Origin of the sequence: [Roseibacterium] beibuensis (assembly GCF_039542305.1) — a bacterium.
GTDB classification, from domain to species: Bacteria; Pseudomonadota; Alphaproteobacteria; order Rhodobacterales; family Rhodobacteraceae; genus Roseibacterium; species Roseibacterium beibuensis.
Genome location: NZ_BAABHW010000002.1, coordinates 301,683 through 321,472 on the forward strand (window position 1 = coordinate 301,683; position 19,790 = coordinate 321,472).

Sequence of the window (19,790 nt, forward strand, 5' to 3'; positions counted from 1 at the left end):
AGCCTGACGTAATATGCCGCACGCGGCTTGGAAAGGCCGTTCGGGCCATGCTTTCGCCCAACTGCCATGCTAGACACCGCGTGCGAACGGCCCTGCACATGAGGATCCTGACCCATGCCTGTCATTGCCCGCTACGCCCTCGTCACCCTCACGCCGCTGTCGCTTCTGCTGCTCGGGGCGACCGTCTGGGGCGGGTTCGCCGTGATCGCACTTGTCTGGCTGACACTTCTTGCCGCGCTTCTCGACCGCTTGCTCAAGAAACCGCATCGTGACCTGGCCGATCACGAGCCATGGTCAGACCGCCTGTCCGTCGCGCTGGGGCTCGGCCACCTCGTCCTTCTTCCCGTCGTGCTCGTCGCCCTCGCCGGGGATGGCCTCGGCTTCGGACAAAAGGTCGCCCTGTTCTTCGCCACCGCCTCCTTCTTCGGCCAGGTCAGCCACCCGAATGCCCATGAGTTGATCCATCGCCGTCCCTGGCCGCTCAAGGCGCTTGGCGCGGCGGTCTACACATCGGTGGGCTTTGGCCACCATGTCTCGGCGCATCGCCTTGTTCATCATCGCTTTGTCGGCACCACGGACGATCCGAACACCCCTCTGCCGGGCGAAAGCTACTGGGCCTATCTGCCGCGCGCCTGGGCGGGGTCGATCCGCGCCGGGCTGGAGCAGGAGGAAGACCGGCTCGAACGCCGTGGTCTCCCGGATCGCGGCTGGCGCAATCCCTACTGGATCTGGGGCGGCGGCGCGCTTCTGTCGCTTGTCATGGCCACCCTCGTCGCGGGTCCTGTCGGCTTTCTGGGCCTTGTCGCGCTCGGCGGGCTGACCGGCGCACAGATCCTGCTCAGCGACTATATCCAGCATTACGGGCTGCAACGGCTGCCCCTGCCCAATGGACGGCTCGAACCGGTCGCGCCGCACCATAGCTGGAACGCGCCGCGCGGCTTCACCAGCTACATGATGATGAACGCGCCCGCCCATTCCGAACACCACATGCACCCCGACCGCCCCTATGACCGGCTCGACCCCGAGGCGGACGTGCCGATGATGCCGTGGTCCGTGCCGATCATGGCGATGCTGGCGACCATCCCCCCGGTCTGGCACCGGGTCATGGACCGCCGCGCGCTGCGCGTGATGGAGGCGGCGCAAGCCCGTCTCGAAACAGGGCAAACCCGGCCGGTACAGCCATCGCGCGCGCCGGCTGCCGCACAGCAGCGCCCTGCCCGACCTGCTGCCGACGCCGCCGAAGATGTCATCGCCCGCGTGCGAAGCCAGCTGGACTGACACACAGCTTCATCTTGGCTGAAAAACTCCGGGGGAATGCCGCCCGTCAGGGCGGCATGGGGGCAGAGCCCCCGCACCTGAGCGCAGCGAGGCAAGCGCAATGCGGCGCAAGCCGCACCGCCGGATCAGAGGCGCACGCCCTTCCGCCCGGCGAGATCGGTGAAATACTGCCATGCCACGCGGCCCGACCGCGACCCGCGCGTCGCCTGCCATTCCACGGCCTCGGCCCGCAGATCCTCGTCCGAAATCTCGACGCCATAGGCCTCGCAATAGCCGCGAATCATGTCGAGATACTCGTCCTGGCTACAGGGGTGAAACCCGAGCCACAGGCCGAACCGGTCGGACAAGGAGACCTTTTCCTCGACCGCTTCGGACGGGTTGATCGCCGAGGATCGCTCGTTCTCGATCATATCGCGCGGCATCAGGTGACGCCGGTTCGACGTGGCATAGAACACCACGTTGTCCGGCCGCCCCTCGACCCCGCCATCCAGCACCGCCTTCAGCGACTTGTAATGCTGGTCGTCATGGGAAAACGAGAGGTCGTCACAGAACAGGATGACCCGCGCAGGCGCATCCCGAAGCAAGGTCAACAACCGCGAAATCGTCGGCAGGTCCTCGCGCTGCATCTCGACCAGTGCCAGCCCCCCTTCCTCGGCGTGGACCGCGGCATGCACGGCCTTGACCAGGGAGCTTTTACCCATGCCGCGGGCGCCCCAAAGAAGCGCGTTGTTGGCCGGCAGGCCACGGGCGAACTGGCGCGTGTTCTGCACCAGCGTGTCGCGCGCCCGGTCGACACCCAGCAGGAGTGACAGGTCCACGCGGTTCACCTGCGCGACGGGTTCCAGCCTGTCGGGGTCCGCGTGCCAGACAAAGGCCGAGGCCGCGCTCCAATCCGGCGCTTCCGCCGGGGGCGGGCGCAGGCGTTCCAGGGCCTCGGCTATGCGGGTCAAAACCTCGTCGGACATCGGGCCGCTCAGAGCTCTTCATCCTCGTCGAGGATCCCTTCGGCGCGCAGGCGGTTCACGCGCTGCCGCTCCACGATCCGAACCAGCCAGATCGAGATCTCGTACAGGCCGTAGACGACGACGAAGAGGATCACCTGCGTGATGACATCGGGCGGCGTGACCAGCGCGGCAAGCGTCAGGATGCCCACCACCGCGTATTTGCGCACGTTGCCAAGGCCCTCGGCCGTGACCAGCCCCGCCTTGCCCAGCAGGGTCAGCAGCACGGGCAATTGGAAACAGAGGCCGAAGGCAAAGATGAACTTGAGCGCGAGGTCGAGGGATTCCTTGACTGACCCGAGGAACACCGTCTGCAATTCCTCGTTCGCAGCCGCCTCGGGGTTCGAGAAGGTGCCATCGCCCGCGATCAGGTTGGCCAGCGCAGGGATCGCGTCGGAGAACCCGATGAAGAAATTCATCGCCAGCGGCGTCACGACGTAATGGGCAAAGGACGCGCCCATCAGGAACAGGACCGGCGAGGCCACGAGGAACGGCAGGATCGCCGATTGCTCGGAGCGATACAGGCCCGGCGCGACAAAGCGCCAAAGCTGGTGCGCGATCACCGGGAAGCTGACCGCGAAGCCCATCACGATCGAGATGCGGATCAGCACGAAGAACTTTTCCTGCGGCGCGGTAAAGATCAGGCGCGCGTCTTCGCCACGGGACCGGAGCACTTCGGCCAGCGGGGTGGAGATGAAGTTGAGGATCGGCTCGGCCACCGTGAAACAGGCGACCATTGCCACGACGAATGCCAGCACCGAGCGGATCAGCCGCGTGCGCAATTCTGCGAGGTGCTCGATCAGCGGGGCGGAGCTGTCTTCGATATGATCTTCGGAACTCATGTCTTGCCGGTTCCGGTCTTGGGCGCGTCGGCCTCATCGGCGGCGGGCGCTGTGTCTGTCGGTGCCGCTGCGGCGGGTGCCGGGGCCGGCGCCGGCGCGTCCGCCATGTCGGCCTCCAGCTCGGCGGCGCCTGCGTCGATGCCCGACAGCTTGTCTTCCCGCGCCTTGCGTGCAGCCTCGGCCTTGGCGGCGAGTTCCTGTTTCCGCGCCACCTGTTTTTCGGCGATGATGCGCGTGTTCGACCCTTCGGCGTATTTCGACGGGTCGAGGTCCACGTCCTCGAACGCCTCGTTCAAGGCATCCATGCCCATCTTGCGCGGGTTGGTGAAGCGCGCGGCGCTTCTCAGGTCGCGGTTGATCTCGGACATGCCGGACTCGTCCGCAGCTTCGTCCATGGCGCGCTGGAAATCCTTGGCCATGCCGCGGATCTTGCCCGTGATCTGGCCCAGCCTGCGAAACATCATCGGCAGGTCCTTGGGACCCACGACGATCAGCGCGACGACGCCGATGACAAGCAATTCCATCCAGCCGATATCAGGCATGGCGGCGGACCTTCACTGGTGAACCCCGGTGCACGATGGGTGCGGCAACGCGCAACGCGGATCAGGCGTTGTCGCGGCGCTCCGCCTCGGCGGGCGTCACGTCACGGGCGGCCGCGCCGTCTTCGGCGGTCTCGGACTGGTCTTCGATCTCTTCCGACGAATCCTTGACGCCGCGCTTGAAGGCAGTGATGCCCTTGCCGACTTCGCCCATCAGGCCCGCGATCTTGCCGCGCCCGAAAAGCACCAGAACCACGACGGCGATAAGAAGCAGGCCAGCCGGTCCGATATTGTTGAGCATTTCGATCTCCCTATGCAGCCGCGCGGCAGGCTCCCTTACCCCCGGCGTCCGCCTTGTTCAGTGTTCCTCTCCCATAGGTATGGACTCATGATGGGAGATCAAAGCCCAAAAAGGCGGGCCGACCCCAAATACCGGGAGACAGGCCATCGCTGCAAGGGGCGGCAGGGAGAGGGTGCGCAATTGGCGCAGATCGCCGCAGACCCGACGTCAGCCCTTCGGCGGGAAGACGAAACACCGGTCGCGCCGCACCGACAGCCACAGCGGCGTTCCCGGCTTTGGCAGGAACACGCCCGGCACCGTCGCCTTGAGCTTGCCGCCGTCGAAATCCATGCGGAATTCCACGAGGCTTTCGTGTCCCATGAAGCGTGCGCGCTCCACCACGCCCCTTGCCGGTACACCGTCCTGTGGGGTCGGGTTGGGGCCGCGACCGTTGCGGTCGAAGTCGAGCTTTACGTGCTGAGGGCGAAAGACGATCTCGACCTCGGCACCGTCCGCCACGGCGGGGGCAAGGAACTGGCCAAAGACGGTGTTGGTCAGAAGTCCTTCAACACGGCCGCGGATCACGTTGATATCGCTGAAGAATGCAGCGGCCGCCTTGTCGCAAGGCGCGTTGTAGATGTTGTAGGGCGCGCCTTTCTGGACAATCTGCCCGTCACGCATCAGGGCGATCTGGTCGGCCATGCGCATGGCTTCCTCGGGTTCGTGGGTGACAAGGACGACCGCCGTGCCCTCTTCCTTCAGAAGTTGCAGCGTCTCGTCCCGGATACCGTCGCGCAGCCGGTTGTCGAGGCCCGAAAACGGTTCGTCCATCAGCATGATGCGCGGACGGGGCGCCAAGGCGCGGGCCAACGCCACGCGCTGCTGTTCCCCCCCTGACAGCATGTGAGGCGTCTTGTCGGCGTAACCGGCCAGATCGACCCGTTCCAGCAATTCATCGACCCGGGCGCGCATCTCGGATTTCGAACCCTTGAGGCCGAAGGCGATATTCTGCCCGACCGTCAAATGCGGGAAAAGCGCGAAATCCTGGAAAATCAGGCCAACGCCGCGCGCCTCGGGCGGGGTTGCGAACACCTCGTTGCACAGCATCTTGCCATCGGCATGGACGCTGCCCGCGCTTTGCCGCTCGATTCCGGCCACGACGCGCAGGGTCGTCGACTTGCCGCAGCCCGACGGACCCAGCAGGCACATGATCTCGCCCGGTTCGACCTGGAACGACACATTGCGCACGACCTCGCGCCCATCGAAGGTGCAGGACACGTTGCGCACTTCGAGGCGCGGGGCGGTGGCCTTTTTCACGCCTATGGTTTGAGGAGCGTCCAGCCGCACGAGCGCGCATTCCCGATCAATTTCATCAGGCTCCGCAGGTAACAGCCGGGCGGCAGCGTTTCAAGCGCCGCCGCCCGGTTGCAAGCTGGATCAGATGGTGGCGTTGGTCTGACCACCATCGAGCAGGATGTTCTGCCCGACGATGAAACCCGCATGCTGCGAGCACAGGAAGGCGCACATCGCGCCGAACTCCTCGACCGTTCCGTAGCGTCCGGCGGGGATGCCGGACCAGCGGATCTTGCGCGCCTCCTCCATCGAGACGTTCTGCGCCTTCGACACGGCCGTTTCCAGGGCGACGATCCGGTCGGTATCGTGGGACCCCGGCAAAAGGTTGTTGATGTTCACACCCTTGGCCGCGACCTGCCGCGCGGTGCCCGCCACGTAACCGGTCAGGCCCGTGCGTGCGGCATTGGACAAGCCCAGTTGCGGGATCGGCGCCTTGACCGATTGCGAGGTGATGTTGACGACGCGGCCCCAGCCCCGGTCGATCATCTTCGGCAGGGTCGCCGACATCAGCGCGATCGGGGTCAGCATGTTCGCTTCCAGCGCCTTGATGAAATCGTCATGCCCCCAATCGGACCAGAGACCGGGGGGCGGCCCGCCTGCATTGGTCACGAGGATGTCGATCTCGCCAGCGGCATCCAGAACCTCTGCGCGGCCCTCTTCGCTGGTGATGTCGGCCGCGACGGCGGTGACGTTCACGCCATGCGCCCCGCGGATCGCATCGGCCGTCTGCTGCAGGGCGTCGGCCCCGCGCGCGTTCAAGACAAGATCCACGCCCGCTTCGGCCAGGGCTTCGGCGCAGCCGCGCCCCAAGCCTTTCGACGAGGCGCAGACCAGTGCGCGGCGTCCCTTGATCCCGAGATCCATACGGCACTCTCCTTCTGACGGTCCGGTTGTGTCGATACTGGATCTAGCAGGCGGACCGACCCGCGACCAGCCCGGCACGGTGGCGGCAGTTGACCTGATGTTACAACCCCCCTACCGAGGGGGCACCTTCTGCAAGTGACGCCCACCATGCCCCACCCTGCCCTGTTCCGGTTCGACACGCTGCCCGCGCGCGCCTTCAAGGTGCAGGCCGGCGCGAATGAGGGCGACCCCATCGGCCTTGGGGATGCCGCCGTGCCGGGCGACACCTATCGCCTTGTCAGGCAAGCAAAGACCGAACGCCTGGCCATCAGCGACGACGGCAGCGTCGGCCCTTGTGTCGCCGATGGCTCCGAGGTGGGCCAGCCGGGTGCAGCGCTGACCATCGCCGCTTGCCACATGCTGATGGGGCCGAACGGGGACATGGTCGAGATCCTGATCCTGAAACTGCAGGATGGCGAAGACGGCACCGTCCTCCACCTGCTGCCGCTGGCCCGACTGGCCCCCAATACCGAATACGAACTGGTCGGCACCGAAACGGAGAGCGCGCCGCACCGTTTTGCCGATATCGCCAGCGTCAGCTTCCTGGCCGGCACGCACCTGACCATGTCGAACGGCAAACAGGTGCCGGTCGAGCAGGTGAAGGTCGGCGACAGGGTCCTGACGCGCGACAACGGCCCCCGCCCCATTCGCTGGATCACCCACCAGACCCGCCGCGCAACCGGGGCCGCCGCCCCGGTGCGAATCACAAGCGGCACGCTGAACTCCGCGCGCGACCTGCGCCTGTTGCCGCAACATCGCCTGTTCATCTGGCAACGCCGCGACGAGATCGGGGCGGGCCGGGCCGAAGTGATGGTCAAGGCCGAGCTGCTGGTGAACGGCACCACCGTGCTGCGGGAAGAAGGCGGGCATGTCGACAGCTACCAGATCATCTTCGACACGCATGAAATCATCTATGCCGAGGGCATCGCGGTCGAGTCTCTCCTGGTGACCGGACCGACCCGAGCCTTGCTGCCCGAAGACCTGACCCTCGCCACCGACCCCGCCGACCAGACCGACGCGGCCGAGATCGAGATCCACGACAGCGCCGCCAAGGACGGTGACATGGTCGAGCGCCTGACCCGCGCCAGCCGGGGTGACCCGGACTAACGGCGCTTGAACCGCCCTCTCTATCCATCTGTCCGCTGCAAACCGAGGTGTCCATGGCCCGGCCCAAAGGGCGAGTGAATTGGGCGCGCGGCGACACCCTGTCGGCGACCGTGTCCTGTTTTTACGCGGCGACCGTGTGAACGGGGCCTATTTCGGCGTCAAACCGGCCGACCAATCGGTTAAGCGAACGGAAAAGGTGGGGAATCCCTGCCTTGGCCCCCTACCTTCCGTTGGGGCAACCTGCTGCCATGACACCGCTTCGCCCCCTCGACCTCGGGTTCGGACCCGACCTGCGCCTCGCCGCCGCCGGGATCGTGCCGGTCCCCGGTTTTGCCGGCCTGTGGGAGGACGGTGTGCTGATGACGGTCACGGCGATGCACCGGCGCACCGGGCGCCGCTGGCACGTGGAATGTCCGTGCCTGATCCTCGATGAATTGCCGAAACTCGCCGACTGGCTGCGCGGACGCGGCGGCGAAGAACTGACCTTCGCCCAGCCCGACCTCAGCTTTTCGAGGGTTCCGCAAGGCGTGGTCGCGCATCTGACCGGCGACCTGCACCCCGAGGCCTGTGCCAAGCGCGGGCACCGCCCTGCCGTCACCGTGTCGATCCCCTGTCCCCTGACCGCGACGCAACGCAACGGGCTGGCCGATCAGCTATCGGGTTGGCCAGCGCAGGCCACCCCGGCCTGAGCGATCCGCTTGCGCATTGTCGCGGCGCCGCGCGGTCTATATATGCCCGCCCATGCTGGACGCCGCGCAAGACACCCCGACCAATCGCCCCGACCTGCCGCCCGAGATCGCGCGGCGGCGGACCTTTGCGATCATCTCGCACCCGGATGCGGGCAAGACGACGCTGACCGAGAAGTTCCTGCTTTACGGGGGCGCCATCCAGATGGCCGGTCAGGTCCGCGCCAAGGGCGAGGCGCGGCGCACGCGCTCGGATTTCATGCAGATGGAAAAGGACCGGGGCATTTCCGTCTCGGCCTCGGCCATGTCCTTCGACTACGCCCGCCCCGAGCGGCAGTATCGCTTCAACCTGGTCGATACGCCCGGCCACAGCGATTTCTCGGAAGATACCTATCGCACGCTGACCGCCGTGGACGCCGCCATCATGGTGATCGACGGGGCCAAGGGTGTCGAAAGCCAGACCCGCAAGCTGTTCGAGGTCTGCCGGTTGCGCGACCTGCCGATCCTGACCTTCTGTAACAAGATGGACCGCGAAAGCCGCGACACGTTCGAGATCATCGACGAGATCCAGGAAAACCTGGCCATCGACGTGACGCCCGCATCCTGGCCCATCGGCGTCGGCCGCGATTTCCTGGGCTGCTATGACCTGATCCACGACCGGCTGGAGCTGATGGACCGCGCCGACCGCAACAAGGTGGCCGAGTCGGTCAAGTTGGAAGGTCTGGACGACCCGCGCCTCGACGATCACATCCCTGCGGACCTTCTGGAAAAGCTCCGTGAAGAAGTCGAGATGGCGCGCGAGCTGTTGCCAGCCATGAACCGCCAATCCTTCCTCGAAGGGCACCTGACGCCGATCTGGTTCGGCAGCGCGATCAACTCCTTCGGGGTCAAGGAACTGATGGACGGCATCGCCGAATACGGCCCCGAGCCGCAGGTTCAGACCGCCGAACCGCGCGAGGTCGCACCCGAGGAAAAGAAGGTCGCGAGCTTTGTTTTCAAGGTGCAGGCCAACATGGACCCCAAGCACCGCGACCGCGTGGCCTTTGTCCGCCTCGCCTCGGGCCATTTCCAGCGCGGCATGAAGCTGACGCATGTGCGGTCGAAGAAACCCATGGCGATCACCAACCCGGTGATGTTCCTGGCCTCCGACCGGGAACTGGCCGAAGAGGCCTGGGCCGGCGACATCATCGGCATCCCCAACCACGGGCAGTTGCGCATCGGCGACGCCCTGACCGAGGGCGAGGCGCTGCGCTTCACCGGCATCCCCAGCTTCGCGCCGGAACTGCTCCAATCCTGCCGCGCGGGCGACCCGCTCAAGGCCAAGCATCTGGACAAGGCGTTGATGCAATTCGCCGAGGAAGGCGCGGCCAAGGTCTTCAAGCCCAGTATCGGCTCGGGTTTCATCGTCGGCGTCGTCGGCGCGCTTCAGTTCGAGGTTCTGGCCAGCCGGATCGAGATGGAATACGGCCTGCCTGTCCGCTTCGAGGCGTCGCAATTCACCTCGGCCCGCTGGGTGCATGGCGCGAAAGAGGCCGTGGACAAGTTCATGGCCGCCAACAAGCAGCACATGGCCACCGACAATGACGGCGACCCGGTGTACCTGACGCGGATGCAATGGGACATCGACCGAATCGAGCGCGATTACCCGGACGTGACCTTGAGCGCCACGAAAGAGCTGATGGTGTGATCCCGCGGGCTTGCGGAGCATGGGCCAGCCGCTAATCTTTCGCCGTCTGTTTACGAGCGGAGCAGGTTGCGTGCGCTGTCCTTCCTCATTGATGCCCGCCATGGAATGCGCGCGCTACAGCTTGCCACACGGTCGGACATGACCCTGCAAAACCGCGTTCTGCCGACAGGCGATATCGTGGCTGCCCCGGCCTATCGCGGGACGCTGACCGGCAATCGCGGGATTCTGCACGACGCGGACAAAAAACTGGGCGCGCGGCGCTGGACGCATCACGCCTGGATCTGTTGCGAACTCGACTTCAAAGGGCGCCGCAGAGAGCCGATGTCACAACGCAGCTGGACCGAGTTGTTCTTCCATGATGAGGCGGTTGCGATGGCCGCGGGACACCGCCCCTGCGCCTATTGCCGCCGCAGCGATTACACCACGTTTCTCGACGCGTGGGAGCGCGGGCATGGCCACAGGCCGAGCGCGAGGCAGCTCGACACGCAGCTTCACGCGCATCGCGTCGACGGGGGCCGTCGAACCCAACGCAGGCATGTCGCCCGATTGGATGACTTGCCCGATGGGGCCTTCATCCTGCATGACGACACCCCGTGCCTCGTGCTTGGCGAGACGCTGCGCCCCTTCGCCCCCTCGGGATACGGGGCATCGCACCGCCGACCGCGCGGTGGCATGGCGCAGGTCTGCACCCCGGCGCCGCTCCTTCCGGTTCTGCGTGCGGGATTTCCGCTGCGCCTTCATCCTGAACTGGACCGCCGATGACCCACCAAGCCCCTGACATCGACGGAAAGGACGAGGATGGGGCCGGCACGCTGAATGGCGTGCTGGATGACCTCGAAGCCTTGGCCGATGGCGCGGACCCCGTCGCCTTCGGTGATATCGTCGAGACCCTCGGCGCGCGCGGGTTCGGCCCGCTCTTGATGATCCTGTCGCTCTTCCTGCTTGTACCGGTCGGCGCGATCCCGGGTGTTCCCGCCGCGATCGGCCTCGTGGTCGCCGGGATCGGCGCGCAGGTCATTCGGGGTCGCAAGGGCCTGTGGCTGCCAAAGCGCGTGCGCCGGTTGAACATTGCTGCCCGCGAGGTCAGCCAGGCCATCGGGCTGCTGCGTCCTCGCCTGCAATGGCTGGGCCGCTATCTGCACCGACGCTTGACGATCCTTGCGGAAGGTCGCCTGTCTCTCCTCGGGATCGGCATGGTCCTGCTGGTGGTCGGGGTCGCGATGGTGTTCATTGGCTTCGTCCCGCTTCTGCCGATCCTGCTGGCGCTGCCGGTGCTGGTCTTCGGCATCGGCCTGACCATGCGCGATGGGCTCGTCGTCCTGGTCGGGCATGCGGCGCTCTTGCCCGCCCTCTTCCTGAGCTGGCGCAACCTCGTCTCGGGCTGAAAGCCTTGGGTCTTTACGAATTCTTAACCTCTGCGCACGACCATTGCGCATGGCCAAACTGGGCTGCTTGTTCGTCGTTGTTTCGCTTTTAACCCTCCCCCTGCCAGACATGGCCTTGGCAGAGGGCGGTGGTGTGCTGCGTGCCCCGCAAACGGGGCTCACCGGCGTTTTCACCGATCAGACCGTGATCTCGCGCGGTGCCCATCACGTGCTGATGGGGCATATCATCGTCGCGACCCGCGGCGGTGAACGCCACATCGCGCTCGTCATCCAGCAGCGCCGCGATGGCGTGCATTACCTGCGATATTCCCAGGCCTTCGCGGGCGGCATGGAACTCCCGTTCCGGCGCATGACCGGCCAGACCTGCAACCATGGCCATTGCCGGGATCGGCCGGTGGGGCTGATCGCGCTTAGCCCCGAGATGCTGCGCCATTTCTCCACGACCGGGCTGACGGCGCGGCTGACCGGGCGATCGGGGGCCATCGACCTCGTTGTGCCAGCCTCCCTTTTTTCCGAGGCGCACACGCGGGCGAGCGTCACCGGCCTGTTGGAGGATAACCCTCCCGACTGACCCGAACTTCATAAATTTGACTGCGCCCCGGTTTTGGCCTATGTCGCGCCCACTCCCTGCGGTCCGCGCAGGGTTCTTCGCCGCGGAGCGCGACCGGATATCATGCGCTCCAGTTTTCCACGCCGCGGAACCGCCCGGCATGATTGGACGCATATGACAACGTTTTCCGACCTCAATCTGAATCCCAAAGTACTCAAGGCCGTTGCAGAGGCGGGCTATGAAACGCCCACCCCGATCCAGGAAGGGGCCATCCCCGCCGCGCTGGAAGGGCGCGACGTTCTGGGGATCGCGCAGACCGGCACCGGCAAGACCGCCAGTTTCACCCTGCCGATGATCTGCATGCTGGCCCGTGGCCGCGCCCGCGCGCGGATGCCGCGCAGCCTTGTGCTTTGCCCCACGCGGGAACTGGCCGCGCAGGTCGCCGAAAACTTCGACACCTATGCCAAGCACGTGAAACTGACCAAGGCGCTTCTGATCGGCGGGGTCAGCTTCAAGGAACAGGATGCGCTGATCGACAAGGGCGTGGACGTTCTGATCGCGACGCCGGGCCGCCTGCTGGATCATTTCGAGCGCGGCAAGCTCCTGCTGACCGGCGTGCAGATCATGGTGGTGGACGAGGCCGACCGCATGCTCGACATGGGGTTCATCCCCGATATCGAGCGGATCTTCGGCCTTGTGCCCTTCACCCGCCAGACGCTGTTCTTCTCGGCGACCATGGCGCCCGAGATCGAGCGGATCACCAACACCTTCCTGTCGAACCCGGCCCGGGTCGAAGTTGCGCGTCAGGCCACCACCTCGGACACGATCGAGCAGCGCCTGCTGGAGTTCAAACCGACCCGCCGCGACATGGCCGCCAAGCAAAAACGCGAGATGCTGCGCGCCGCCATCAAGGCCGAGGGCGAGGCCTGCAAGAACGCCATCATCTTCTGCAACCGCAAGGTCGATGTCGATATCGTCGCCAAGTCGCTGAAAAAGCATGGCATGAATGCCGAGCCGATCCATGGCGATCTCGACCAGTCGCACCGGATGCGCACGCTGGACGGGTTCCGGGACGGGACGATCCAGTTCCTCGTCGCCTCGGACGTGGCCGCGCGCGGCCTCGACATCCCGGCGGTCAGCCACGTGGTAAACTACGACGTGCCCAGCCATGCCGAGGATTACATCCACCGCATCGGGCGGACGGGGCGCGCTGGCCTGAAGGGCGTGGCCATCACGCTGGCCGTGCCTTCGGATGAAAAATACCTCACCGCCATCGAATCGCTGGCGGAAATGACGATCCCGCGGGCCGAGCTGCCCTGGACGCCGGAAGAGACCTCGTCGCGCCGTCCGAAATCCGATGACCGGGACACCGACGCCGACGACGACAAACCGAAGCGCCGCAGCCGGTCACGCCGGTCGACATCCACGGATGACGATCAGGCGACGCCGGCAACCGCGACCCCCGAGGCGCAGGAGACCGACGCGCCGACCAATGACGGGCAAGGGCGCGGTCGCAGCCGTGGTGGGCGTGGCCGCGCGTCCTCGGGCGGCGGGCGCGGCAATACGGTCGTCGGAATGGGCGATCACATGCCCGATTTCATCGCGCTGAGCTTTGACGAACGGCGCGGCGGCCCGGCGCGCGAGGATGAGCCGGAAACCGGTGTGGACGAAGGCAGCGCATCCGAGACGCCGGAAGCCGAGGCGGAAGCCCCGAAACCGAAGCGCCGCCGCCGCAAGAAGGCAGACCCGGTCGAGGCGCAACCGGACGAGGCAACAACCGTCTCCGACACCGAGCAGGAAAGCGGTGAGCAGACCGCCCCGACAGACGACGTTGACGGGTCGAACGAAGACGCGGCCTGAGACGCCAGGACCGATCCTGAAAAAGAAAACGGCGGCCCGAGCGAGGCCGCCGTTTTCTTTTTCGCCTTAGTTGACGGCTCAACCGGCCATCAGTCGGCTGGTCAAAACGGTGACCTCCGGCTTTTTCCCGATCTCGCTCATGCAGACCTGGCGCACGACGCGCTTGACTGCCTCTTCCAGCTTGTCGTCATCGTCGACGGTCTTCGCGTCGAGCCGGGGCAAGAGAGCCGCAAGGTCCTCCTCGATCATCTCCGCCAGATCCGCCCCGGTGTTTCCGACCTCGGGCAACCCGCGCAACGCGACCCAGCAATCTTCGAGGATCTCGTCATCCTCATCCACGATCAGGGCGACGAAGACCACGCCGTTCAGCGCCAGCTTCATCCGATCACGGATGACACCGTCAAACGCCCCGACAAAGGCCGAGCCATCGAGATAGGTTCGCCCGACCTCGTGATACTCGACGATCTGGGGGGCGTTGCCCGACAGTTCCACCATTGATCCGTTGGCCGCGACGACACCCTGCATCCCCTTCGACAGGGCCAGCCGGGCATGTTCGCGCAGATGCCGGAATTCGCCGTGGTTCGGGATCAGGATTTGCGGCCGCAGGATGTCGTGCATCGCCTCCAGGTCGGGCCGGTTCGCATGGCCCGAGACATGGTAGAAGCCCGCGCTTTCGTCCACGATCTCGACGCCCTTTTCGGCGAGCGCATTCTGGATGCGGGCCACGCCGACCTCGTTGCCGGGGATGGTCTTGGAGGAGAACAGGAACGTGTCGCCTTCCTTGAGTTCCAGCCCAAGGTAGCTGCCGCGCGACAGGGCGGCCGAGGCTGCGCGCCGCTCTCCCTGGCTTCCGGTCACGATCAGCATCAGGTTCTCGCGCGGGATCTCGCTGGCTTCCTCGGGGCTGACCGTCGCGGGAAAGCCGGTCAGGACGCCCGATTCGACCCCGGCGGCGACCATGCGCTTCATGGCCCGCCCCAGAAGGCAGATCGTACGCCCGTTCGCCGTGCCCGCATCCGCCAGCGTCTTCAGCCGCGCGATGTTCGAGGCAAAGGTCGTGGCCACGACCATGCCCTTGGCATTCGCCACCAACTCACCAATCGGTTCGGGCAACTGGCTTTCCGAGCGACCGGGATGACGCGAGAACACGTTGGTCGAGTCGCAGATGAAGGCGCGGACGCCATCGGCGGCGATCTGGCCCCACATCTCGGGGTCGAACGGCTCACCCACCACGGGGTTACGGTCGATCTTGAAATCACCCGAATGCACAACGCGCCCCTCGGGCGTGTCGATCACCAGCGCCGAGGCTTCGGGGATCGAGTGGCTGACCGGCGCGAACTGCACCTTGAACGGCCCGGCCTCGATCACGGCGGGATAGGGGCCGGTGACATGCACCTGCAACGGGTCGTGGCCGGCCTCTTCCATCTTGCGCATGGCGTGAATGGCGGTGAATTTCCGCGCGTAGACCGGCGCGCGCAGACGGCCCCACAGATGCCCCAGCGCGCCGACATGATCTTCGTGAGCGTGGGTGATGAAGATCCCCTCGATCCGGTCGGCACGTTCTGCCAGCCAGTCGATATCGGGCAGGATCAGGTCCACACCGGGCTGTCCGTCCATGTCGGGAAAGGCCACGCCCGTATCGACGACGATCAAGCGTTCTGCGCCCTGCGGCCCGTAGCCGTAGACGTAGCAATTCATCCCGATCTCCCCCGCGCCGCCGAGGGGGAGGTAGATCAGCCTGTTGCGATCGGTCATTTCTGCGCGTGATCCTTATTGTATTGATGGATGACCGTCAGGCCATGCATGGTCAGGTCATCTTCGATATCGTCAAATAGCACATCGCCCTGCGAGAACAACGAGGCCAGCCCCCCGGTGCCGACGATGCGCATGGGGCGCTCCACCTCTTCGCGGATGCGGTCGCAAATGCCGCGCACCAGCCCGACATAGCCCCAGAACACGCCCGATTGCATGCAGGCCACGGTGTTCGTGCCGACGACACGCTGCGGTTTCGTCACATCCACATGCGGCAGGGCGGCGGCGGCATGGTGCAGCGCTTCGAGGCTGAGGTTCACGCCCGGCGCGATCACGCCGCCGATATAGGCCCCGTCATGGTCGACCACATCGAAGGTGGTGGCGGTGCCGAAATCGACCACGATCAGGTCCCCGCCATGGCGGTCACAGGCCCCGGCGGTGTTGACCAGGCGGTCAGGGCCCACCTGCGTGCCCTCGTCCACGCGGGGGGGATGCGGCAACAGGCAGTCCGGCTTGCCGACAACCAGCGGGCGCGTGTCGAAATAGCGGTCGCAGAGAACGCGCAGGTTGAACACGACCCTCGGCACGGTCGAGGAGAGGATGACTTCGGTGATGTCGATATCGAGCTTGTTGTGCTCCATCAGGGTCGAGAACCAGACGTAATACTGGTCGGCTGTCCTCTGATGGTCCGTCGCGGTGCGCAGCGTGCACAGGAACCGCGCCCCGTCCCATACTGAAAAGACGGTATTGGTGTTGCCGCAATCGATGCACAGAAGCATGGGCCGCGCCCTCCGTTGCCCGGGTCAGAAAAAGATGTCCGCCGCCGCGATGGTCCGCCGGCCTTTCGGCGTTTCCAACACGAGATTGCCGTCCATGTCCACGTCGGTGAAGGTGCCGGTGATCTCTTCGCTCGGCAGACGCGCGGTGATGACCTCGCCCAAACGCGCGGCCTTCGAGAGCCACGCGTTGCGGATCGGCGCGAAGCCGTAGGTCGTGAACTGCGCCTCCAGATCGGCATAGGCGGGTGCCAAGGCGTTCAGGACGTCCTCGGGGCCGACCTGCACCCCGGCATCGGCGGCAAGGCTGACCGGTGCAACGGCCGTCGCTTCCAGCGTCGATGGCTCGGGTGCGGCGGCCAGGTTCACGCCGATCCCGATCACCAGATGCGCCAGCCCCCCGCGCCCATCGCCAAGGCTTTCCAGCAGGATGCCCGCCAGCTTGCCGCCCTTGAGCAGCACGTCGTTCGGCCATTTCAGCGTTAGGTCCGTTGCGGGCACCCCCAGCGCGACCAGTGCGTCATGCAAGGCCAGGGCCGCCACGAAACTGCGCAGGGCCACCCGTTGCGGCGGTTCCTTGGGATGCAGGATCAGCGACGCGGCGAAATTGCCCGCGGGCATGGACCACGCCCGGCCGCGGCGACCGCGCCCTGCGGTCTGTTCAAGCGCAAGCACCCATTCCGGGCCAAGCGCCGAGGGCGCGCGCCGGGCGGCCTCGGCCATGGTGCTGTCGGTGCTGGGCAGGACATGGCGCCCGACGCCTTCGGGCCAGGCCAAACTCATTCAGCGCAGCAGGATTTCGGCTGCATGCGCAGCGCTGGCTTCAAGACCGAACAGGTTGATCCCCGGAAGCCAGGCCAGCCCGATGATGGCCGCGCACGCGACAAGCGCGACATAGGGAACGAGGCTCATCTTGCCGTCGATCTCCTCGCGGGTTTCGCCGAAATACATCAGGTAGACGATCCGCAGGTAGTAATAGGCGCCGATCACCGACGCGATCACACCGGCAATCGCAAGCCACGCCATGTCGGCCTCGATCGCGGCCAGAAGCACGGCGTATTTGCCGAAGAACCCGACCAGCGGCGGCACGCCTGCAAGGCTGAACATCAAGACCAGAAGCGCCAGCGCCTTGGCCGGTTCCCGGCTGGCGAAACTCGACAGCGCACTGATTTGCGTCACCGAGCGCCCGTCCTTGCCCATCGTCATGATGAAGGCGAAGGTGCCCATGTTCATGGTCACGTAGATCGCCATGTAGATCAGCATCGCCTCGACACCCTGCGCGGTGCCGGCCGCAAGGCCCATCAGCGCAAAGCCCATGTGCGAGATCGAGGAATAGGCCATCAGGCGCTTGATATCCGTCTGCCCGATGGCGGCGATGGCGCCAAGGAACATCGACAGCACGGCAAGGAAGGCCACGATCTGCTGCCATTGATCGACCACCCCACCGAAGGCGTCATGCACGACGCGGGCAAAGAGCGCCATGGCCGCAACCTTCGGCGCGGTCGAGAACAGCGCCGTGATCGCCGTGGGGGAGCCTTCGTAGACGTCCGGCGTCCACATGTGGAACGGGGCGGCCGACACCTTGAAGGCCAGCGCCGAGATCACGAAGACCAGACCGAACAGAAGCCCCAGCGAGATGTCGTCGCCCGACGCCGCTGCAATGATGCCCTCGAAGGCCGTGGTGCCCGCGTAGCCATAGGTGAGCGATGCGCCATACAGGAACAGGCCCGAGGACAGCGCGCCGAGGACGAAATACTTCAGGCCCGCTTCGGTCGAGCGCACGCTGTCGCGGCGCACGGCGGCCACCACGTAAAGGGCCAGCGATTGCAGCTCGAGCCCCATGTAAAGCGTGATCAGGTCGCCCGCCGAGACCATCACCATCATGCCCACGACGGCCAGAACCATCAGGATCGGGTATTCGAAACGCAGCAGGTCGTGTTTGACCATGTAGTCCAGGCCGATCAGCAGCACGGCTGCCGCGGCGAACAGGATCGTGACCTTGGCAAAGCGCGAGAAGGCGTCATCGACGAACATGCCGTCGAAGGCCGGGTTCTGCCCGCCCCCGGTCACGGCGATGTAGAAGCCCATGATCGCCAGGACCAGCGCCGTGGCCCAGGTCAGGGCCGGTGCCATCGCGTCCTTCGACGTGTAGACCGCCAGCATCATGGCCCCCATCGCGTAAAGCGACAGGACGATTTCGGGGATCAGGATGGAGAGATCGGCACCGATCATCGGATCACCTCAGTGGTTGGCGGCGACATGCGTGCCGGGGACGTGGTTGGCCACCGCGATGTCGTATTGCGTCAGGAGCGCCTCGACCGACGGTCCGATGATGTCGGTGACAAGGCTGGGATACACGCCGAGCAGGAGCGTCATGACCACGAGCGGCGCAAAGATCGCCTTCTCGCGGCGGGTCATGTCGGTGATCGACTTCAGGCTTTCCTTGATCAGGTCGCCAAAGACCACCCGGCGATAGAGCCAGAGCGCATAGGCTGCCGACAGGATCACGCCGGTCGTGGCGATCAGGCCCACCCAGGTGTTGACCTGGAACACACCCATCAGCGTCAGGAATTCACCGACGAAGCCCGAGGTGCCGGGCAGGCCGACATTGGCCATGGTGAAGAGCATGAAGATCAGCGCATAGGCCGGCATCCGCACGGCAAGCCCGCCATAGGCGTCGATCTCGCGCGTGTGCATCCGATCGTAGATCACGCCGACGCACAGGAACAGCGCACCCGAAACGAAACCGTGGCTGATCATCTGGAAGATCGCGCCGTCCACGCCCTGCTGGTTGGCCGCGAAGATCCCCATCGTGACATAGCCCATATGGGCGACCGACGAATAGGCGATCAGCTTCTTCATGTCCTCCTGCACCATCGCGACAAGCGAGGTGTAGACGATGGCGATGACCGACAGCCACAGAACGAAGGGCGCCATGAGGTCCGAGGCGACGGGGAACATCGGCAGGCTGAACCGCAGGAAACCGTAGCCCCCCATCTTCAGCAGGATCGCCGCCAGCACGACCGAGCCGGCCGTCGGCGCCTGCACGTGGGCATCCGGCAACCAGGTGTGCACCGGCCACATCGGCATCTTGACCGCGAAGCTGGCGAAGAAGGCGACCCAAAGCAGCGTCTGCACCCCGCCGGCCACCTGCCAGCCCATCACCGTGATCGGGCCCGCGTTGAACTGGTGGTTCAGCAAGCTCGGGATATCGGTCGTGCCCGCATCCACATACATCGTGATCATCGCGACCAGCATCAGGACCGAGCCGAGGAAGGTGTAGAGGAAGAACTTGAAGGCCGCGTAGATGCGGTCCTTGCCGCCCCAGATCCCGATGATCAGGAACATGGGGATCAGGCCGGCCTCGAAGAACAGGTAGAACAGCACAAGGTCCAGTGCCACGAACACGCCGAGCATCAGCGTCTCGAGCACCAGCATGGCGATCATGTATTCCTTCACGCGGTGCGTCACGCCCCAGCAGGCCGCGATGGTCAGCGGCATCAGGAAGGTCGTCAGCATCACGAACAGGACCGAGATGCCATCGACCCCGACCTTGTAGGTCAGGCCGAACATCCACTCGGTCTCCTCGACCAGCTGGAAGCCGGTGTTCGAGGCATCGAACTGCACCAGGATGAAGATCGAGGTGATGAAGGTCGCCGTGGTCGCGGCCAGCGCCAGGCGCTTGGCGTTCAGCTGCGCGGCCTCGTCCTCGCCGCGCAGGAACACGGCAAGGATCAGCGCCGCAACCAGCGGGAGGAAGGTGACGATGGAAAGAAGATTGTCCATGGATC

At 65.5% G+C, this 19,790-nt stretch carries 19 protein-coding genes; 8 read left to right on the top strand and 11 right to left on the bottom strand.

Translation table 11 applies throughout. From position 1 onward, the window contains the following. Positions 1-114 precede the first annotated feature (114 nt). Positions 115-1,278: an alkane 1-monooxygenase gene (locus ABD923_RS07915; protein WP_259550139.1), complete on the top strand. Its 1,164-nt coding sequence runs from the start codon at positions 115-117 to the stop codon at positions 1,276-1,278. 125 nt (positions 1,279-1,403) lie between these two features. Here ABD923_RS07915 and ABD923_RS07920 read toward each other — a convergent pair whose 3' ends face one another. From ABD923_RS07920 to ABD923_RS07945, 6 genes are all read right to left on the bottom strand, one after another. Continuing rightward, positions 1,404-2,243, bottom strand: coding sequence for an ATP-binding protein (locus ABD923_RS07920; protein ID WP_259550140.1), 840 nt, complete (start codon positions 2,241-2,243; stop codon positions 1,404-1,406). A gap of 8 nt (positions 2,244-2,251) precedes the next feature. After that, on the bottom strand, positions 2,252-3,121 hold the full coding sequence (tatC, locus tag ABD923_RS07925; protein ID WP_222191231.1) for a twin-arginine translocase subunit TatC: 870 nt from the start codon (positions 3,119-3,121) through the stop codon (positions 2,252-2,254). After that, complete coding sequence (gene tatB / locus ABD923_RS07930; protein WP_259550141.1) at positions 3,118-3,663, bottom strand: Sec-independent protein translocase protein TatB; 546 nt, start codon at positions 3,661-3,663, stop codon at positions 3,118-3,120. The genes tatC and tatB overlap by 4 nt, the downstream gene beginning before the upstream one ends. A gap of 61 nt (positions 3,664-3,724) precedes the next feature. After that, positions 3,725-3,961 (bottom strand): twin-arginine translocase TatA/TatE family subunit, encoded by a 237-nt coding sequence (locus tag ABD923_RS07935; RefSeq protein WP_222191229.1) that lies wholly within the window; start codon positions 3,959-3,961, stop codon positions 3,725-3,727. A 207-nt stretch (positions 3,962-4,168) separates the two neighbouring features. Next, positions 4,169-5,257, bottom strand: coding sequence for an ABC transporter ATP-binding protein (locus ABD923_RS07940; protein WP_259550142.1), 1,089 nt, complete (start codon positions 5,255-5,257; stop codon positions 4,169-4,171). 120 nt (positions 5,258-5,377) lie between these two features. Then, complete coding sequence (locus ABD923_RS07945; RefSeq protein WP_259550143.1) at positions 5,378-6,157, bottom strand: SDR family oxidoreductase; 780 nt, start codon at positions 6,155-6,157, stop codon at positions 5,378-5,380. A gap of 147 nt (positions 6,158-6,304) precedes the next feature. Here ABD923_RS07945 and ABD923_RS07950 point away from each other — a divergent pair, with 147 nt between their 5' ends. The 7 genes from ABD923_RS07950 to ABD923_RS07980 all read left to right on the top strand — a co-directional run bounded on the left by ABD923_RS07950 (position 6,305) and on the right by ABD923_RS07980 (position 13,471). Next, positions 6,305-7,303: a Hint domain-containing protein gene (locus tag ABD923_RS07950; RefSeq protein ID WP_259550144.1), complete on the top strand. Its 999-nt coding sequence runs from the start codon at positions 6,305-6,307 to the stop codon at positions 7,301-7,303. Positions 7,304-7,551: 248 nt separating this feature from the next. Continuing rightward, complete coding sequence (locus ABD923_RS07955) at positions 7,552-7,992, top strand: WapI family immunity protein (RefSeq protein ID WP_259550145.1); 441 nt, start codon at positions 7,552-7,554, stop codon at positions 7,990-7,992. Between the two features lie 52 nt (positions 7,993-8,044). Continuing rightward, positions 8,045-9,676 carry a peptide chain release factor 3 gene (locus tag ABD923_RS07960; RefSeq protein ID WP_259550146.1) on the top strand — a complete coding sequence of 544 codons (1,632 nt, stop codon included), beginning with the start codon at positions 8,045-8,047 and terminating at the stop codon, positions 9,674-9,676. A 138-nt stretch (positions 9,677-9,814) separates the two neighbouring features. After that, entirely contained in the window at positions 9,815-10,438 is a 624-nt protein-coding gene (locus tag ABD923_RS07965; protein WP_259550147.1) for a hypothetical protein, read from the top strand. Continuing rightward, positions 10,435-11,061: an exopolysaccharide biosynthesis protein gene (locus ABD923_RS07970; protein WP_259550148.1), complete on the top strand. Its 627-nt coding sequence runs from the start codon at positions 10,435-10,437 to the stop codon at positions 11,059-11,061. Before ABD923_RS07965 ends, ABD923_RS07970 begins: the two co-directional genes overlap by 4 nt. 109 nt (positions 11,062-11,170) lie before the next feature. After that, positions 11,171-11,632 (top strand): hypothetical protein, encoded by a 462-nt coding sequence (locus ABD923_RS07975; RefSeq protein WP_345229454.1) that lies wholly within the window; start codon positions 11,171-11,173, stop codon positions 11,630-11,632. 153 nt (positions 11,633-11,785) lie between these two features. After that, positions 11,786-13,471, top strand: coding sequence for a DEAD/DEAH box helicase (locus ABD923_RS07980; protein WP_259550150.1), 1,686 nt, complete (start codon positions 11,786-11,788; stop codon positions 13,469-13,471). Positions 13,472-13,549: 78 nt separating this feature from the next. Here the strand turns inward: ABD923_RS07980 and ABD923_RS07985 are convergent, their stop codons facing one another. The 5 genes from ABD923_RS07985 to ABD923_RS08005 are packed head-to-tail and all read right to left on the bottom strand — an operon-like array spanning position 13,550 to position 19,785. Next, a complete protein-coding gene (locus tag ABD923_RS07985; protein ID WP_259550151.1) occupies positions 13,550-15,226 on the bottom strand; it encodes a ribonuclease J in 1,677 nt (558 codons plus the stop codon). Then, positions 15,223-16,002, bottom strand: a complete 780-nt coding sequence (locus tag ABD923_RS07990; RefSeq protein ID WP_259550152.1) for a type III pantothenate kinase — start codon at positions 16,000-16,002, stop codon at positions 15,223-15,225. The genes ABD923_RS07985 and ABD923_RS07990 overlap by 4 nt, the downstream gene beginning before the upstream one ends. Before the next feature lie 24 nt (positions 16,003-16,026). Beyond that, positions 16,027-16,782 (bottom strand): biotin--[acetyl-CoA-carboxylase] ligase, encoded by a 756-nt coding sequence (locus ABD923_RS07995; protein WP_259550153.1) that lies wholly within the window; start codon positions 16,780-16,782, stop codon positions 16,027-16,029. After that, on the bottom strand, positions 16,783-18,231 hold the full coding sequence (gene nuoN, locus ABD923_RS08000) for an NADH-quinone oxidoreductase subunit NuoN (protein ID WP_259550154.1): 1,449 nt from the start codon (positions 18,229-18,231) through the stop codon (positions 16,783-16,785). It abuts the gene before it with no gap. 9 nt (positions 18,232-18,240) lie between these two features. Next, the gene (locus ABD923_RS08005; RefSeq protein ID WP_259550156.1) at positions 18,241-19,785 is read right to left on the bottom strand and encodes an NADH-quinone oxidoreductase subunit M; all 1,545 of its coding nucleotides are present in this window, start codon (positions 19,783-19,785) and stop codon (positions 18,241-18,243) included. Between the last annotated feature and the right edge of the window lie 5 nt (positions 19,786-19,790).

What these genes read in the sequence shown, in the direction of transcription:
- ABD923_RS07915 (WP_259550139.1), top strand. Translation starts at nt 115, where the DNA reads ATGCCTGTCATTGCCCGCTACGCCCTCGTCACCCTCACGCCGCTGTCG.
- ABD923_RS07920 (WP_259550140.1), bottom strand. Translation starts at nt 2,243, where the DNA reads ATGTCCGACGAGGTTTTGACCCGCATAGCCGAGGCCCTGGAACGCCTG.
- tatC (WP_222191231.1), bottom strand. Translation starts at nt 3,121, where the DNA reads ATGAGTTCCGAAGATCATATCGAAGACAGCTCCGCCCCGCTGATCGAG.
- tatB (WP_259550141.1), bottom strand. Translation starts at nt 3,663, where the DNA reads ATGCCTGATATCGGCTGGATGGAATTGCTTGTCATCGGCGTCGTCGCG.
- ABD923_RS07935 (WP_222191229.1), bottom strand. Translation starts at nt 3,961, where the DNA reads ATGCTCAACAATATCGGACCGGCTGGCCTGCTTCTTATCGCCGTCGTG.
- ABD923_RS07945 (WP_259550143.1), bottom strand. Translation starts at nt 6,157, where the DNA reads ATGGATCTCGGGATCAAGGGACGCCGCGCACTGGTCTGCGCCTCGTCG.
- ABD923_RS07950 (WP_259550144.1), top strand. Translation starts at nt 6,305, where the DNA reads ATGCCCCACCCTGCCCTGTTCCGGTTCGACACGCTGCCCGCGCGCGCC.
- ABD923_RS07955 (WP_259550145.1), top strand. Translation starts at nt 7,552, where the DNA reads ATGACACCGCTTCGCCCCCTCGACCTCGGGTTCGGACCCGACCTGCGC.
- ABD923_RS07960 (WP_259550146.1), top strand. Translation starts at nt 8,045, where the DNA reads ATGCTGGACGCCGCGCAAGACACCCCGACCAATCGCCCCGACCTGCCG.
- ABD923_RS07965 (WP_259550147.1), top strand. Translation starts at nt 9,815, where the DNA reads ATGACCCTGCAAAACCGCGTTCTGCCGACAGGCGATATCGTGGCTGCC.
- ABD923_RS07970 (WP_259550148.1), top strand. Translation starts at nt 10,435, where the DNA reads ATGACCCACCAAGCCCCTGACATCGACGGAAAGGACGAGGATGGGGCC.
- ABD923_RS07975 (WP_345229454.1), top strand. Translation starts at nt 11,171, where the DNA reads ATGGCCTTGGCAGAGGGCGGTGGTGTGCTGCGTGCCCCGCAAACGGGG.
- ABD923_RS07980 (WP_259550150.1), top strand. Translation starts at nt 11,786, where the DNA reads ATGACAACGTTTTCCGACCTCAATCTGAATCCCAAAGTACTCAAGGCC.
- ABD923_RS07985 (WP_259550151.1), bottom strand. Translation starts at nt 15,226, where the DNA reads ATGACCGATCGCAACAGGCTGATCTACCTCCCCCTCGGCGGCGCGGGG.
- ABD923_RS07990 (WP_259550152.1), bottom strand. Translation starts at nt 16,002, where the DNA reads ATGCTTCTGTGCATCGATTGCGGCAACACCAATACCGTCTTTTCAGTA.
- ABD923_RS07995 (WP_259550153.1), bottom strand. Translation starts at nt 16,782, where the DNA reads ATGAGTTTGGCCTGGCCCGAAGGCGTCGGGCGCCATGTCCTGCCCAGC.
- nuoN (WP_259550154.1), bottom strand. Translation starts at nt 18,231, where the DNA reads ATGATCGGTGCCGATCTCTCCATCCTGATCCCCGAAATCGTCCTGTCG.
- ABD923_RS08005 (WP_259550156.1), bottom strand. Translation starts at nt 19,785, where the DNA reads ATGGACAATCTTCTTTCCATCGTCACCTTCCTCCCGCTGGTTGCGGCG.